The 16210-nt window shown below is 71.4% G+C and carries 13 protein-coding genes and 1 tRNA gene; all 14 read right to left on the bottom strand.

The window, feature by feature from the left end:
- Nucleotides 1-3 precede the first annotated feature (3 nt).
- The 14 genes from EIY87_RS05365 to EIY87_RS05300 all read right to left on the bottom strand — a co-directional run bounded on the left by EIY87_RS05365 (nt 4) and on the right by EIY87_RS05300 (nt 16200).
- Nucleotides 4-1560: a discoidin domain-containing protein gene (locus EIY87_RS05365; protein ID WP_125306685.1), complete on the bottom strand. Its 1557-nt coding sequence runs from the start codon at nt 1558-1560 to the stop codon at nt 4-6.
- A gap of 367 nt (nt 1561-1927) precedes the next feature.
- Nucleotides 1928-2989 carry an NAD(P)-binding domain-containing protein gene (locus EIY87_RS05360; RefSeq protein WP_125306505.1) on the bottom strand — a complete coding sequence of 354 codons (1062 nt, stop codon included), beginning with the start codon at nt 2987-2989 and terminating at the stop codon, nt 1928-1930.
- A gap of 44 nt (nt 2990-3033) precedes the next feature.
- A complete protein-coding gene (locus tag EIY87_RS05355; RefSeq protein ID WP_125306684.1) occupies nt 3034-4251 on the bottom strand; it encodes a GGDEF domain-containing protein in 1218 nt (405 codons plus the stop codon).
- 283 nt (nt 4252-4534) lie between these two features.
- Entirely contained in the window at nt 4535-5245 is a 711-nt protein-coding gene (locus EIY87_RS05350; RefSeq protein ID WP_125306504.1) for an SRPBCC family protein, read from the bottom strand.
- Nucleotides 5246-5333: 88 nt separating this feature from the next.
- A complete protein-coding gene (locus EIY87_RS05345) occupies nt 5334-6188 on the bottom strand; it encodes an FAD binding domain-containing protein (RefSeq protein ID WP_125306503.1) in 855 nt (284 codons plus the stop codon).
- On the bottom strand, nt 6185-8626 hold the full coding sequence (locus EIY87_RS05340) for a xanthine dehydrogenase family protein molybdopterin-binding subunit (protein WP_125306502.1): 2442 nt from the start codon (nt 8624-8626) through the stop codon (nt 6185-6187). Before EIY87_RS05340 ends, EIY87_RS05345 begins: the two co-directional genes overlap by 4 nt.
- Complete coding sequence (locus EIY87_RS05335) at nt 8626-9150, bottom strand: (2Fe-2S)-binding protein (protein WP_086865549.1); 525 nt, start codon at nt 9148-9150, stop codon at nt 8626-8628. Before EIY87_RS05335 ends, EIY87_RS05340 begins: the two co-directional genes overlap by 1 nt.
- Nucleotides 9151-9355: 205 nt before the next feature.
- The gene (locus tag EIY87_RS05330) at nt 9356-10468 is read right to left on the bottom strand and encodes an XdhC family protein (RefSeq protein WP_125306501.1); all 1113 of its coding nucleotides are present in this window, start codon (nt 10466-10468) and stop codon (nt 9356-9358) included.
- Nucleotides 10461-11573, bottom strand: a complete 1113-nt coding sequence (locus EIY87_RS05325) for a vWA domain-containing protein (protein ID WP_125306500.1) — start codon at nt 11571-11573, stop codon at nt 10461-10463. The genes EIY87_RS05330 and EIY87_RS05325 overlap by 8 nt, the downstream gene beginning before the upstream one ends.
- A gap of 23 nt (nt 11574-11596) precedes the next feature.
- Nucleotides 11597-11670, bottom strand: a tRNA-Arg gene (locus EIY87_RS05320).
- A gap of 278 nt (nt 11671-11948) precedes the next feature.
- Nucleotides 11949-13715 (bottom strand): hypothetical protein, encoded by a 1767-nt coding sequence (locus EIY87_RS05315; protein ID WP_125306499.1) that lies wholly within the window; start codon nt 13713-13715, stop codon nt 11949-11951.
- Between the two features lie 31 nt (nt 13716-13746).
- Nucleotides 13747-14622 (bottom strand): AAA family ATPase, encoded by an 876-nt coding sequence (locus tag EIY87_RS05310; RefSeq protein ID WP_191983959.1) that lies wholly within the window; start codon nt 14620-14622, stop codon nt 13747-13749.
- A gap of 32 nt (nt 14623-14654) precedes the next feature.
- Complete coding sequence (locus tag EIY87_RS05305; RefSeq protein WP_125306498.1) at nt 14655-15377, bottom strand: nucleotidyltransferase family protein; 723 nt, start codon at nt 15375-15377, stop codon at nt 14655-14657.
- The gene (locus tag EIY87_RS05300; RefSeq protein ID WP_125306497.1) at nt 15370-16200 is read right to left on the bottom strand and encodes an IclR family transcriptional regulator domain-containing protein; all 831 of its coding nucleotides are present in this window, start codon (nt 16198-16200) and stop codon (nt 15370-15372) included. Before EIY87_RS05300 ends, EIY87_RS05305 begins: the two co-directional genes overlap by 8 nt.
- Between the last annotated feature and the right edge of the window lie 10 nt (nt 16201-16210).

The following is a 16210-nucleotide window of genomic DNA, read 5'->3' as shown; positions in this document are numbered from 1 at the left end:
CCCCTAGTGGCAGGTGTAGGTCGGGCTGCTGTCCAGGACCTTGCCGTCGACGCCGATGAGCTGCGACTGGAAGCTGGTGTCGGTCATGGACAGCTTCAGCACGCCGTAGGTCTTGAGCAGCTTGGCGGTCGTGGCGTGCGGCGAGCTCAGGTTGTAGAGGCTCGCGCCGCCGGAGCCGCCGACGATCTCGACCGGGCCGCCGGCGTCGGCCTTGCCGTCGGCGTTCTGCGGAACGAACCGCTCGTAGTCGTGGTCGTGCCCGTTGAGGACCAGGTCGACCTTGCTGGCCACCATCAGGTTCCACAGCTCGATGCTGTCGGGGTTGTCGCCGTGGTCACCGGAGCTCCACCGCGGGTGGTGCCAGTAGGCGGCGACGCAGCCCTTCTTGTTGGCGGCGAGATCCTGCTTCAGCCACGCCATCTGCTCGTCCGGGCCGAACTCGTGGGTGGCGAAGTCGTTGGAGTCCAGGGCGATGAAGTGCCAGTTGCCCATTTCCCAGCTGTAGTAGCGCTGGCCGTTGGGCTTCGCGATGGCGCCGAAGTAGCTGTCGTAGCCCTTGTACGGCGTGTCGTCGTAGGTCTCGTGGTTGCCGGGGATGGGCTTGGTCTTGCTCTTGAACTTGCCCCAGGTCGTGTCGTAGTAGGACTTGAAGTCCGACAGGTGGGCGTCGTCGTACTGGTTGTCGCCCATGGTGATCACGGCCGCGGGGTTCATGGTTTCCACGAGCTTCGCGGTCTTGACGTGGGCACAGCTGGAACTGCTGGCGGTGCACCGTTCGGCGATGTCACCGGCCGCGGCGAGCACGAACCCCGCGCTCCCGGCGGCGGTCTTCACGGTGATCGGCGTGCCGGCGGCCGAGACGTTGCCCGCGTTGTCGCGCGCGCGGACGGCGTAGGTGTAGCTGGTGTCCGGCGTGAGCCCGGTGTCGGTGTAGGACGTCGTCGCGCTGGTGGCGACGGCGGTGCCGTTGCGCAGGATGTCGTACCCGGCGACGCCGGTGTTGTCGGTGGCGGCGCTCCAGGTGAGCGGGACGCTGGTGGCGGTCGCGGTCCCGGCGGTGAGCCCGGCCGGGACGGTCGGCGGCTGGGTGTCGCCGGAGGAGTCGGTGCTGCCGAAGACCTGCATCTCCCAGAAGGAGTAGCCGTAGCTGGTGCCGCGGGTGAGGCCGACGAACCGCACGAACCGGCCGTGGGCCGACAGCCCGGTCAGGTCGTCGATCTTGCCGTCCCCGGTGTCGACGCTGGCGGCGGTGGTGAACGTCGAGCCGTCGTCGGAGACCTCGATCCGGTACTTCTTGGCGTACGCGGCTTCCCAGTTGAGCAGCACGCGGTGGATGGTGGCGGGCTGGCCGAGGTCGATCCGCAGCCACTGCGGGTCGGACCCTTCGGCGCTGGCCCACCGCGTGGTGGTGCTGCCGTCGACGGCCTTCGCCCCGGTGTAGGAGGAGCTTTCGATGGTGGAGGTGGCCACGGGCTTGCCTTGCGAGAGCAGCACATCGGCGGCCTCGGCACTGGCGGCCGCGGTGATCGCGGAGGGCAGCAGGACCACGGCGGCGAGCACCGGGGCGAGCCGGGCGAGGGGGCGTAATCGGGTGGACGGCACGTCGCACTCCTTAAGGGCCTTGGCGGTGGCTTGACGGGGTTGCGGCGTCGGGGCAAACAGTTAGGAAAGTTTCCTAACTAAGCGGACTTTAACGAGGAGCGGGTTCGGCTGACAAGACTTGTCTTGGCGTTGAATCGGTCAAGAGGGTGAGTTTTTGGCGGTTTCCGCTGATCAGCGGATGTTTCGGTGACCGGGATACTGCCCCGTGCGCCGGGATGCGGCCAAGGACGGCGGCTTGCCCGGCGCCGCAGAGATGCCATGAAAGGGTCGTTCATGGCGTCTGGTGAGATGAACGACCCTTTCATGACGTGTGGGGCCGCCCGGCTCAGCGCTGCAGCAGTTTCCGGATCTCCGCCACCGCGGCCCGGCCCGCCCGGTTGGCTCCGACCGTGCTCGCCGACGGCCCGTACCCCACCAGGTGCAGGCGCGGCTCGAGGGCCACCCGCGTGCCGTCCACGCGGATGCCGCCGCCCGGCTCGCGGATGTGCAGCGGGGCGAGGTGGTCGATCGCCGCGCGGAAGCCGGTGGCCCAGAGGATCACGTCGGCGTCGAAGCGGGTGCCGTCCGCCCACTCGACGCCGGACGGCACGATCCGGGCGAACATCGGCCGCCGGTCCAGGATCCCGGCCGCGCGGGCGGCGCGCACCTCCGGCGTCACGGCCAGATCGGTCACGCTCACCACGCTCTCGGGCGGCAGCCCGGCCCGCACCCGCTCGTCGACCTTCGCGACGGCCGTGCGTCCCCAGTTCTCGCTGAACGGCTCGTCCCGCCAGACCGGCGGGCGGCGCGTCACCCAGGCCGTCGCGCGGGCGAGCGGGGCGAACTCCATCAGCAGCTGCACGGCCGACGCCCCGCCGCCGACCACGACCACCCGCGCGCCGCGGAAGTCTTCGGGGCCGCGGTAGTCCGCGGTGTGCACCTGGCGGCCGGCGAAGGTCTCCTGGCCGGGGTAGTGCGGCCAGAACGGCCGGTCCCAGGTGCCGGTCGCGCTGATCACCGCCCGCGCGGACCAGGATTCCGCCGGGCTCGAAACCACGAGCCGCTCCCCCGCGCGCGTCACCGACCGGACGTCGACGGGCCGCAGCACCGGGAGGTCGTACACGCTCTCGAAACGCGCGAAGTACTCGGAAACGACCTCGGAGGCCGGCCGCGTCACGTCCGGGGTGCCGAAGGCCATCCCGGGCAGGTCGTGGATGCCGTGCACCTTGCCGAGCACCAGCGACGGCCAGCGGTACTGCCACGCTCCCCCGGCGCGCTTCCCGTGGTCCAGCACGACGAAACCGGTCCGGTTGGCGAACCCGGCACGCCGCAGGTGGTACGCCGCGGACAGGCCCGCCTGGCCCGCCCCGATCACCACCACGTCCGTCTCGTGGTCCGCGCCGCTCATACCGGGTTCAACGGCATGCCGGAGCGGCTATTTCGCGCCGTTCGTCACACGGCGACGCGGTTGCGGCCGGCTTCCTTCGCCCGGTACAACGCCGCGTCGGCCGAGCGCAGCACGTCGTCGAGCGGCATCCCGGTGCCGGGGTGGCGCGCGACCCCGATCGACACCGACAGGCCGCTCACCCGGACCGTCCCGCTCCCGGTCGAGATGACCACGTTCAGCTCGCCCACCGCCAGCCGCACCCGCTCGGCGATGGCGAGCACGTCGGCGTGGCCGATGCCGGGCAGCAGCACCACGAACTCCTCGCCGCCGAACCGCCCGACCGTGTCGCCCTGGCGCACCGAGCCGGAGATCGCCACCGCGACGGCGGCCAGGACGTCATCGCCGGTCAGGTGGCCGTAGGTGTCGTTGATCTTCTTGAAGTGGTCGAGGTCGATCATCAGCACCGCGAAGCCGTCGCCGCGGCGCTGTGCGCGGGCGTGTTCCCGGACCGCGGAGTCGTGCCACCCGGCGGTGTTGAGCAGTCCCGTCTTCTCGTCGGTGACGGCGGCGACCTGCAGCTGCTGCTTCAACAGCAGGTACCGGTGCAGCAGCAGCAACGGCGCGACCACGAACACCACCAGCACCGGCTGCTCGACCAGCGCCAGCGCCGCCAGCCCGCCGAGGCAGAGGGTCGCCAGCTCGAAGGCGTTGTCCTCCCAGGTCCCGATCAGGTCGGCGGCCGAGCGCTGGCTCGTGTAGAGGTAGATGCCGGCGGCCACGAGACCGATGTTCACCAGCTCGAACACCACGGCCGCGAGGCAGAGCGCGAACAGCCCGCGCGGTGTCTGCAACGGCGTCCCGTGCAACCCCAGCACGGCGAGCACGGACGAAGCCGCGAAGCAGGAGAGCATCGCCCACGCCGTGCTCGCGACGAAGCGGTGCGCTGGGCGCGTGCGCACCTGGCGCCACACGCGCACCCACAGGTGGGCGTAAAGCACGAGGGCGAGCAGCGCCACCCAGGCGGGCGGCAGCAGGACGACGCCGGCGAGGTACCAGACCGAGGTGACGTTGATGTGCGTCTGCCCGCTCATCCACCGCCGCAGCCGTTCGATGCGGCGCGACATCTCGGCCTGCGCCACCCCGAGCCCGACCAGCACCGCGAACCAGACCGGGCGCACCGGCTCGCCGAACCCGGTGCCCAGCGCCACCGCCGTCGCGCCGACGGCGAGCAGCTCGCAGCCGAGGGCGTACGCGATCCATCGGGCTTTCGCCCCGGTCCACATCTCCCACCGCGCGGGCCACCCGGGCCAGTCGGAAAGCGCTTCCCGGCGCACGGCGGCCTGGGCTCTCAAGAGCCGAGGCCACGGGTGTGACGAACCGGCATCGTGACGTACCCCTTGCGCGAAGTTCGGCCGACCAGGTAGCCCAGCGTAGCCGTTCGGACGAGCCACGTCGCCGGTCCGGACGAATTGCCGGCGCCGGTTTGCCCGAACACCCGCGCACAGTAGATCGCCCGGACACGCTGAAGGGGACCTTCCGCTCGAGAAGGTCCCCTTCAGCTCACTGCTACTTCCGCAATGCGCGAACGATCGCCACCACACCGGCCACCACGGCGACACCGAGCAGCACCGGCGCCAGCCGCTTCAGCACCGACTGCCCCGCGTAGTCGAGCAGGTCGATCGCTTCGGTTTCCGGGGCCGCCGGGACGCTGTGCAGCGGCGGACGGTCCGACTGCGGGGCCGAGGGGCGGGGTTCGGTGTTGATCTCCGCGGTCGTCGGCGCGGGCTTGACCGCCGGTTCGGGGGCGGGCTCCGGGGACGGCGCGGCGGCCGGCTCCGGGGCGAGCTTGCCCGACAGGCAGCCCGCGAACGTGTCCAGGATCTTGCCGCCCACCTCGCTGATCAGGCCGCGCCCGAACTGCGCGGGCTTGCCGGTGATCGCCAGATCGGTCGCCACCGCGCCGTGGGTTCCGCCGTCGCTCTCGGTCAACGTCAAGGTCACCGTCGCGGACGCCGTGCCGGCCCCCCGCGCGTCCTTGCCCGAGGCCTTGATCGTGACCTTGTGCGCGGCCTCGTCCTTCTCGAGGAACTCGCCGTTGCCCTTGTACAGCAGCGAAATCGGCCCGAGCTTGACCTTCACCGTGCCGCTGAAGGCGTCCCCCTCGACCTTGGTCAGCGTGGCTCCCGGCATGCACGGGGCGACGCGCTCGGGGTCGACGACCGCCTGCCAGACCTCGCCGATCGGGGCCGGGACGGTGAATTCGTGGTCGAGCCGCACGGGCCGACCTCCTCTCTGCCAGACCTGGGGTGTCCGGTGCCCACCCTAGCCGCCGCGCGGGCGGCGGCCGGGTGGGCGACCGGGATCCTCAGGCGCCGGCCGCCGCCGCGATGGCCCGACCCGTGAGCACCTTCGCCAGGTGGCGGCGGTATTCGACGTCGGCGTTGCCGTCGACCGGCGGGTTCGTGCCCTCGGCCGCGTGCTCCGCCGCCGCGCGGATCGAGTCCGCCGCGGCCTGGACGCCGACCAGCGCCGCTTCGACGCCCGAAGCGCGGACCGGCGTGGAGCCCATGTTCGTCAGCGCGACCCTGGCCTCCTCGATGACCCCCGCTTCGGTGCGGACGGTGACCGCGACCGCGACCATCGACCACGCCTGGGCGACCCGGTTGAACTTCTCGTAGTGCGCCCGCCACCCGGTGTGCTTGGGTACGCGGACCTCCACGAGCAGCTCGTCCGGCCCGAGCGCCGTGGTGAACAGGTCCTGGAAGAACTCCGCGGCCGGTACCGTCCGGCGGCCCGACGGCCCGGCCACCACCAGCGACGCTTCCAGCGCGAGCACCGGCGCCAGCAGATCGCCCGCCGGGTCGGCGTGGGCGATCGCGCCGCCGAACGTGCCGCGGTGGCGGATCTGCGGGTCGGCGACCGTGTCGGTCGCGGCCTTGAGCAACGCCGCGTGCTCGGCGACCAGCGGGTCGCGCTGCACGTCGTAGTGCGTCGTCATCGAGCCGATCACCAGGGCGTCGCCGTCCTCGCGCACGCCGCGCAGCTCCGCGACGCGCCCGAGGTCGACCAGCGTCGTCGGCGCGGCGAGGCGCATCCGCAGCACCGGCAGCAGGCTCTGCCCGCCGGCCAGCACCTTGGCGTCCTCGCCCGCCGACGCCAGTGCCTGCACCGCTTCGTCCACTGTGGACGGGCGGACGTACTCGAAGGGGGCCGGGATCACTGCGCACCTCCGGAGGCGTCGATCGAACCGAGTCCGCCACCGGCTCCGTCGCGGCCGGGGCCGCCCGCGCCGGTGGTGCCGTGCCGCATCGCGTGCCAGACCCGCATCGGGGTCAGCGGCATCTCGATGTCGTTCACCCCGAAGTGGCGCACGGCGTCGATCACCGCGTTGACCACCGCCGGGGTCGAGGCGATGGTGCCCGCCTCGCCGACGCCCTTGGCGCCGAGCGGGTTGGTCGTCGACGGCGTTTCCGTGCGGTCGGTGGTGAACGACGGCAGGTCGGCCGCCGACGGCAGCAGGTAGTCGGCGAACGTGCCGGTGGTGAGCGTGCCGCTCTCGTCGTGCTCGGTGCCTTCGAACAGCGCCTGCGCGATGCCCTGCGCGAGCCCGCCGTGCACCTGGCCCTCGACGATCAGCGGGTTCACCGCGACGCCGACGTCGTCGACGCAGACGTAGGACCGCAGCTTGATCCGGCCCGTCTCCGTGTCCACCTCGGCGGCGCACAGGTGCGTGCCGTGCGGGTAGGAGAAGTTCTCCGGGTCGAACGTGGCGTCCGAGTCCAGCGACGGCTCGATCCCGTCGGGCAGGTTGTGCGCCGCGAACACCGCGAGCGCGATGTCGGCGATGCCCGTCGAGGAGTCGGTGCCCTTGACGGTGAACTTGCCGTTCGCGAATTCGAGGTCGTCCTCGGCGCATTCGAGCAGGTGCGCCGCGATCGGCTTGGCCTTCGCGACGACCTTCTCCGCCGCCTTGACGATCGCGATCCCGCCGACGACCAGCGACCGCGAGCCGTAGGTGTCCATGCCCTTGTGCGAGGACTGGGTGTCGCCGTGGATGATCTCGACGTCCTCGAACGCGACGCCCAGCTGGTCGGCGACGATCTGGCTCCACGCCGTCTCGTGGCCCTGGCCGTGCGCGGAGGCGCCGGTGATGACCTCGACCTTGCCGGTCGGGAGCATCCGGATCGAGGCGTGCTCCCAGCCGCCGGCGCCGTAGTCGAGCGAGCCGAGCACCCGCGACGGCGCGAGCCCGCACATCTCGGTGAACGTCGAGATGCCGATGCCGAGCTGGACCTTGTCACCGGACGCGCGGCGCTTCTCCTGCTCGGCGCGCAGGCCGTCGTAGTCGAAGAGCTGCTTGGCCTTCGCCGTCGCGGCCTCGTAGTTGCCGGAGTCGTAGGTCAGCCCGCACACCGTGGTGAACGGGAACTCCTCGTGCTTGATCCAGTTCTTCTCGCGCAGCTCCAGGGGGTCCATGCCGAGCTCGACGGCGAGCTCGTCCATGATCCGCTCGATCGCGAACGTCGCCTCCGGCCGGCCGGCGCCGCGGTAGGCGTCGGTCAGCGTCGTCGTCGTGTACACGTTGGTGCACGCGAAGTGGTACGCCGGGATCTTGTAGATCGCGTTGAACATGAACGCGCCGAGGATCGGCACGCCGGTGCCGACCAGGCCGTTGTACGCGCCGAGGTTGGCGAGCAGCTCGACCTTGAGGCCGGTCACCTGCCCGTCGCGGGTGGCGGAGATGGTGATGTCCTGGATCTGGTCGCGGCCGTGGTGCGCGGCGAGCATGGTCTCCGACCGCGATTCGTTCCACTTGACCGGCTTGCCGAGCTTCTGCGCGACCAGCAGCGACATCATCTCTTCGGGCAGGACGCCGATCTTGCCGCCGAAGCCGCCGCCGACGTCCGGGGCGATCACGCGCAGCTTGTGCTCGGGGATGCCGAGCGTCAGCGCCGACATCACGCGCAGGATGTGCGGGATCTGCGTGGCCGACCACATGGTGATCTGGGTGCCGGTCGGGTCGACGACGCAGGCACGCGGCTCCATGAACGCGGGGACCAGGCGCTGCTGGCGGAAGCGGCGCTTGACGACGACCTCCGCCGAGCTGATGGCCTCCTCGACGTTGCCGCCCGTGCCCGCCTCGGCGGAGTCGAACTTCCAGACGGCGCTGGTGTTGCTCCCCTGGTCCTCGTGCACCAGCGGGGCGCCCTCGGCGATCGCGGCTTCCATGTCGAGGATGACCGGCAGCTCGTCGTACTCGACGTCGATCTCTTCGAGCGCGTCGTGCGCTTCGGCCGACGACCGCGCGACGACGACCGCGACGCCTTCACCGGCGAAGTTGACCTGGTCGGCGGCGAGCACCGGACGGCGCGGCGCCTTCATGTCCGGCGTGATCGGCCACGCGCAAGGCATGCCGATCGAGCTGTCCGGATCGAGGTCCTTCGCGGTGAACACGGCGACGACGCCGGGGGCGCTCTTCGCCGCCGAGGTGTCGATCGAGACGATCTTGGCGTGCGCGAACGGGCTGCGCAGCACGGCCATGTGCAGCATCCCGGGCAGCGCGATGTTGTCGGTCCAGCGGGTGCGGCCGGTGATCAGCCGCTCGTCCTCCTTGCGACGGCGGGACTTCCCGACCTCCGGCTCGAGCGTCGCGGTCATCAGTCACCACCCACGCCGACGTGCTTGTTCTCGGTGATGCGTTCCGCTTCGGGGCCCGCGCCGGGACTCATGTTCTGCGCGGCGTCGCGGACCGCGCGGACGATGTTCTGGTAGCCGGTGCAGCGGCAGAGGTTGCCTTCGAGGCCTTCGCGGACGGCCTGTTCGTCCGGGTCCGGGTTGTCGGCCAGGAGGTCGATCGACTGCATGATCATGCCGGGCGTGCAGAACCCGCACTGGAGCGCGTGGTTGTCGTGGAAGGCTTTCTGCACCGGGTGCAGCTGCCCGTCGCGGGCCAGGCCTTCGATGGTGGTGACCTCGCAGCCGTCGGCCTGCACGGCCAGCACGGAGCAGGACTTCACGCTGTGCCCGTCGAGGTGGACGGTGCACGCGCCGCAGTTGCTGGTGTCGCAGCCGACGACGGTGCCGACCTTCCCGAGTTTTTCGCGTAGGTGGTGCACGAGCAGGGTGCGGGGCTCGACTTCGTCGGTGTACTTCGTCCCGTCGACGGTGACGGTGATGCGCATCAGGCCTCCAAAAGCCGGTTCGGGAACGGCCCGCCCGACCGTGATCGGGCTCACAGACTCCCGAGCGTGCTACGCGACCTTGGCGCGGACAAGCCCTGATGTCACACGTTCAACTACTTGTTCCGCAGCTGCGCCTGGAAACGTCACGCAACTCCGTAAGTGCGGATATCCGGATGGGTGAACTTTTGTGGGCCACCCGGAGTAGTCAGCCGTGAATGCGTCCCGACAGCTCAGCAAGCCGTTTTCCGCCGCCACCCCACCGCAACGCGATGATCTCCGCGGCGATCGACACGGCCGTTTCCTCCGGCGTGCGCGCGCCGAGGTCGAGGCCGATCGGCGAGGACAGCCGGTCCAGCTCCGCCTCGGTGATCCCGGCTTCGCGAAGGCGGGCGAAGCGGTCGTCGTGGGTCTTGCGGGAGCCCATCGCGCCGACGTAGCCGACGTCCAGGCGCAGCGCGACCTCCAGCAGCGGGACGTCGAACTTGGGGTCGTGGGTCAGCACCGCGATCGCCGTGCGCTGGTCGATCCGGCCCGCGTCGGCTTCGGCCTTCAGGTAGCGGTGCGGCCAGTCGACGACGACGTCGTGCGCGTCCGGGAAGCGGCTGGTGGTGGCGAACACCGGCCGCGCGTCGCAGACCGTGACCTGGTAACCGAGGTAGGCGCCCATGCGGGCCATCGCGGCGGCGAAGTCGATCGCGCCGAAGACCAGCAGCCGGGGCGGCGGCTCGAAGGAGTTGACGAACACGGCCATGCCCTCGCCGCGGCGCTGCCCGTCCGGGCCGTAGTGCAAGGTGCCGGTGCGGCCGCTGGCCAGCAGGCCGCGCGCGTCGTCGGCCACCGCGTCGTCCATCCGCGACGACCCCAGCGAACCCGCGGTGCGGTCCGGCCAGACGATCATGTGCTCGCCGACCAGGCCTTCCCGCTCGTGTTCGATGATCGTGACGACCGCGACGGGCTCGCCCGAGCGCACGGACGCGACGACGTCGCCGAGTTCCGGCATGGACTGGCGGTCGACGTGCTCGACGTAGATGTCGATGATCCCGCCGCAGGTCAGGCCGACCGCGAACGCGTCGTCGTCGGTGACGCCGTAGCGCTGCAGCACCGGCTTGCGCTCGGCGACGACCTCCTGCGCGAGCTCGTAGACCGCGCCTTCGACGCAGCCGCCGGACACGCTGCCGGCGACCGTGCCGTCGGGTGCGACGACCATCGCGGCGCCGGGCGCGCGCGGCGCCGACGAGAAGGTGGCGACCACGGTGCCGAGCCCGACGGTTTCGCCCTCGGTCCAGCGGCGGAACACGTCGTCCAGTACGTCACGCATCGGCAATCTCCCGGAGCAGTCGTTCCAAAGTGGCCAGGGTGTGCCCGGCCAGCAGCCGGTCGATGTGGGGCAGCGCGGCCACGATGCCCGACTGGACCGGAGCGTACCCCGCCCTCCCGGCGTGGGGATTCACCCAGAATACGGCGTGCGCGAGCCGGCGCAGGTGGGCGAGCTGCTCGCCGAGCAGGCCGGTGTCGCCGCGCTCCCAGCCGTCGGAGAAGACGGTGACCACCGCGCGACGGGCCACCCCGCGGCGGCCCCAGCGGTCGAGGAACGCCTGCAGCGTCTCGCCGAGCCGGGTGCCGCCGGCGAAGTCCGGCACTGCCGAACCCGCCGAGAGCATGGCGCGTTCCGGGTCGCGCTGGCGCAGCTGGCGCGACACCCGCGTGAGGCGCGTGCCGAGGGTGAAGACCTCGACGGCCTGGGGTGCGGACCGCGTCAGGACGTGGGCGAACCGCAGCAGCGCGTCGGCGTAGGGACTCATCGAGCCGGAGACGTCGATGAGCAGCACCACCCGGCGCGGGCGCGTGCCCCGGCGGGCGTGCACGAGCGTGAGGGGCTCGCCGCCGCTGGCCAGCATGGCGCGCAGCGTGCGCGACGGGTCGAGCCGGCCGCGCCGCGACGGCGTCCGCCGGGCGGCCGGGCGCCGCGGGAGCGCGGGGTGGAGCGTGGCCAGCAGTTCGCGGAGGTGTTCGCGCTCGGCCGCGGTCAGGGCGGCGAGGTCGCGGTGGCGCAGGACTTCTTGGGCGCTCGCGGCGACTTTCAGCTGGTCGTGGCCGTCACCGCCCTCGGCGTCCCCGCCTTCGGCGTCGACGAGCGGCGCGATCCGGGCCTGCTTCGGCACGGCGGTCTTGGCGCGTTGCGGGGCCGGCGTCTCGATGGAAAACCACTGGCTGAAGGCTTCTTCGTAGCTCGGGAGATCGTCCGGGCTGGAGCACAGCGTCAGCCGCCCGGCCCAGTACAGCTGCGTGGGCTCGGCGACGTCGATCTCCGCGACGGCCGCCAGGTAGGCCTGCACGCGGTGGGCGTCGCAGGCAACCCCGGCTTCGCGCAGCGCGGCGGCGAACCCGGCGTACCCGGCGACGGGGTCGGCGGCGGTGGTCATGCCCCCATTGTGCGCTTCTTCGGTGTCCCGGCGAGGAGTCGAACCTCGGACCTCGGCGTTCGTAGCGCCGCGCTCTGTCCTGCTGAGCTACCGGGACGGGGCGGTCTGCGCGCGCACCCCTCCCCGGGTGGGTACGCAGACCGCGCTCTTCGCCGCGGCCGACCCAAGGTAGCGGCGGGTGGGCGCGAAGAGCCTTCGGAAAGTTTTCAGCGAACGGCGCAGGAGATCGCGCCGCGGTGGTTCGGTTGCCGGTTCACGATCTCCTCCTCTCTGCTGTGCTGGAAAAAGGATGCCCGAGCGGTGCCGGTGGGGCAACGCAATTAAAAACGCCCGCCCGGTCCTTTGTGGACCGAGCGGGCGTGGTGCGTTCCGGGGTCAGGAAACCTTCATGCCGGGCTGGATGTTCGCGCAGCCGCGCAACCCGGCCGCCTTGTTCAGCTCCAGGATCGGCGGCAGCGTCTTCTGCGCGTACGCCTGCAGTTCCGCGAGTTTCGCCGGGTCGACCAGGTCGCGCCGCACGTGGTAGCTGACCCAGTTGCGCGAGTCGACGGTCATGTTCCCGATCGGCTGGTTGACGAAGATCGTCACGTAGTCCTGGTCGAACCGCGGGTCCTTGTCGAACTGCAGCGTCGTGATCCACGAGCCGATGAACGTGATCAGCTCCGGCTTGGCCTTCGTGAAGACGTAGTCGCGCAGGCCCTGCATGTCGGCGCGGTGCAGGTAGTCGGCGATCGGCTTGTCGCCGAGGCCGGCCAGGTCGAGCACCCGGATGCGGCTGCCCAGCGACGTCCCGCCGAGGTCGATCAGCCCGACCTGCGCGGTGTCCGGCAGCTTGAGGATGTCGGCGAAGCCGTTGACGGCCTGGGCGTCGCGCTCGGCGACGATGCAGAACGCGGTCTTGACGTTGGCGCGGTAGGTCGTGCCCTGGGTGTAGAAGCCGCTCACCGAGCTGATCGCGGCCACGACCAGCAGGCAGGCGAGCACGATCCGGCCGCGCAGCCGGGCCGCGGCCAGCGCCTCGACGACCACGACCGCGGCGCCGAACGCGCCGAGCGTCCAGACCGGGGTGGCGAAGCGCAGCTGCCCCATCCAGTCGTACTCGAGGACGATGTAGGCGACGACGGTCAGCCCGAACGGCGCCAGCAGCGCGATCAGGCCGGTGCGCAGCTTCGACGGCCGGATCATCAGCATGACCAGGCACGCGACGGCGATCGCGACGACCAGCCAGCCGACGTAGGAGACGATCTCCCCGGGCCGCGCGAGGTCGTCGAGGGTCGGCGGCTCCTGCCCCTTCGCGACGGCGGTGTTGGGCACCAGCCGGCCGAACTCGAACCAGCGGAAGACGACGTAGGCGCCGTACGGCACGGCGAACCCGGCGACGGAGAGGACGACCGCGCGGACGCTGCGCCCGAGCAGTTCCCGCTTGAGGAAGAGCAGGACGACGATCGGGTACGCGCCGGCGTAGATGATGCCGTCGGGCCGGGTCAGCGCGGCGAGCATCGCGATCAGCCCGGTACCGACCGCGACCTGGGTGCCGAGCAGCCGGCCGCCCTGGACCGCGCGCAGGATCAGCACCGCGAGCGCGGCGACGGTCAGCGCGTAGAAGGAGTTCTCCAGCCCGGAGAAGCACCAGATCACGAACGACGGGATCGCGGCGAGCACGGCCCCGGTCAGGAAGGTGACCAGCGCCGGGCGGCGGGTGAGCGTCTTGGCGCCGAAGTAGAACAGGACGAGGACGCCCAGGCAGCACGCCAGCGCGAGCGCCTTCGGGAAGAGGATCTGGTCGTTGACCCCGAACAGCGTCCCGTGGTCGAACAGGCCGACGAGCTTGCCGAGCGCGAGCAGCACCATCCAGGTCGGGTTGGAGTACCCCTCGACCGGCGAGGCGCCAGGCTGCAGAACCGGTCCGAAGCCGTCGGCGACGTTGCGCGAGTAGGCGAAGGTGATGGCGGCGTCGTCGATCAGCCAGTGCCCGTAGAAGGAGGCGTGCACGGCGATCAGCGCGGTCCCGCCGAGCACCGCGGCGACGGCGGCGAGCTTGGCCCGCCAGGTGCTCGTCCCGGTCGTGGTGCCGACCGGCCGGGGCGGTTCCGGCGCGGTGTCCGCCGTCGGTCTCGTCTCGGTCGTCTCCGCCACGCTCATCCGCAGGTTCTCCCCCGTCTCGGCCCTCGGGTCAGGCGAACAGGGCGTCGAGTTTCGCCCGTACCCGGTCGAGGTCTTCGCTGTACTTCAGGACGGCCCCGAGCGTCCGCGCCGCGGTGGCCGCGTCCAGCTCGTCGCGCTCAAGAGTCAGCAGAGCTCTCGCCCAATCGAGCGACTCTGCTACTCCGGGTGGCTTGAGCAGGTCCATCTCGCGGAGCCGATGCACCGCTTCAGCGATCTGCCGAGCCAGAACTTCACCTATTCGAGGGATCCTACGGCGCAGGATCAGGACCTCCCGCACCAGGTCCGGGTGTTCCAGCCAGTGGTAGAGGCACCGGCGCTTCAGCGCGTCGTGCACCTCCCGCGTCCGGTTGGAGGTGAGCACCACGAGCGGCGGCCGCGCGGCGCGGACTTCGCCGTACTCGGGGATGGTGACGGCGTTCTCGTCGAGCAGCTGCAGGAGGAACGCTTCGAACTCGTCGTCGGCGCGGTCGATCTCGTCGACGAGCAGGACGCACGGCGCCTTGAGGGCCTGCAGGAGCGGCCGGGCGAGCAGGAACCGTTCGGTGTAGAGCGACCGCTCGGCGGCCTCGACGTCGAGGTGCCCGTCCCCGGCGGCTTCGAGGGCCCGCAGGTGCAGGAGCTGGCGCGGGAAGTCCCACTCGTAGAGCGCCTGGGCGGCGTCGATGCCTTCGTGGCATTGGAGCCGGACGAGCGGCCGTTCGAGCGCGGTGGCGAGGGCGATGGCGAGCGAAGTCTTGCCGGTGCCGGGCTCGCCTTCGCAGAAGAGCGGCCGCCCCATCTTGAGCGCGAGGAACCCGGCGGTCGCCAGCCCGTCATCGGCGAGGTAACCGGTCCCGTCGAGCGCGACGGCGAGTTCTTCGGGCGAGGCGAGCAAGTCGGTCACGCAGTCGATCGTAGGCGGCGGCGGGACGGCCGTCAGGACGGCGACTGTCCGGGGAGGTCGGTGGGCCGGTCGACGTCGTGGCCGCTGCCGAGGTCGGCGCACTCGATCAGGGTCAGGTCCGCGCGGGTGGCCAGCCAGTCGCGCGCGCCCCGGTCACCTTGCGCGGTGGCGGCGATCTCCGGCCACCAGTCGCGGCCGAGGAGGACGGGGTGGCCTGGGGTTCCGTCGTAGGCCGCGCGGGCGATGGATCGCGGGGTTGCGTCGGCGGTGACGCGGGTGAGGATTTCGGGGCCGATCCAGGGGAGGTCGACCAGGTGGACCAGCGCGGCCACCGGGCCGTCGGTTTCTGAGTCGGTTTCGGTTCCGGTTTCGGTGAGGGCGGTCAGGCCGGCGCGGAGGGAGGCGCCCATGCCGGTTTGCCAGTCTTCGGCGTAGACCGCTGCCGTGGGGTCTGGGAGGAGGGGGCGGACCTGGTCCGCGGCTGCGCCGAGGACTACGCGGATGGGGGTGCAGCCGGCTTCGGACAGGGTGCGCAGGGCTCGGCGGACGAGCGGCTCACCGTCGAGTTCGGCGAGGGCTTTGGGGCCGCCGAAGCGACGGCCGGCACCGGCGGCCAGGAGGAGCCCGGCAACCCGCGGGGCGGCGCCAGTGGCGGTGGCGGAGGCTGCGGCGCCGGCGGGCCCGGCGGCAGCCGCAGTTCCGGCCGTGACGGAGCGGGCGCCGGCAACGGGCGTGGCGGGTGGGTGGTCAGCCATGGGCTCGGCCCGGGGCTCCGATCGCCAGGTCCGCTTCGATCGCGCGGGCGGTCTCCAGGAGTGGGGGGACCAGGTTCTCGCGGACCGATTCCGCCGTCGTGCGGCTGGCGTGGGTGGACAGGTTCACCGCCGCCACCGTGCGGCCCTTGCGGTCGTGGATCGGGGCCGCCACCGAGCGGAGGCCTTCCTCCAGTTCCTGGTCGACCATCGCCCAGCCCTGGTCGGCGACCTTCGCCAGCTCGGTGCGCAGGGGGTTGGGCGAGGTGACCGTGTGGTCGGTCAGGCGGTCGAGGCTCGCCACCAGGAAGTACGCCTCCAGCTCTGCCTTGCTGAGGCCGGCCAGCAGGACGTGGCCCATCGAGGTCGCGTACGCCGGGAAGCGGGTGCCCACGTTGATGCTGACCGTCATGATCCGCGACACCGCCACGCGCGCCACGTAGACGATGTCCGTTCCCTCGAGGACCGAGACCGAGCTCGACTCGTGGACCGTCGCGGACAGGCTCTCGAGGTGCGGCTGCGCCACTTCGGGCAGCGTCATGCTCGACAGGTACGCGTATCCCAGCTCCAGCACGCGGGCCGTCAGGGAGAAGTACTTGCCGTCGGTGCGGACGTAGCCGAGGTCGGTCAAGGTCAGCAGGAACCGGCGCGCCGCGGCCCGGGTGAGGCCGGTCGCGCGGGCGACGTCGCTCAGGGTCAGCTCCGCCGCGCCCGCGTGGAAGGCCTTGATCACGGCCAGGCCGCGCTCCAGCGACTGCACGTGGTGGGCACCACGGTGCGCCGGCTCGCTGTCCAGCTCGGCTTCGATGGGCCTCCCCGCGTCCATGACCGGCACC

The organism is Amycolatopsis eburnea (assembly GCF_003937945.1).
Classification (GTDB): domain Bacteria; phylum Actinomycetota; class Actinomycetes; order Mycobacteriales; family Pseudonocardiaceae; genus Amycolatopsis; species Amycolatopsis eburnea.
Note: the sequence above shows the minus strand (reverse complement) of the source record. Positions and strands in the feature narration are given on the sequence as shown.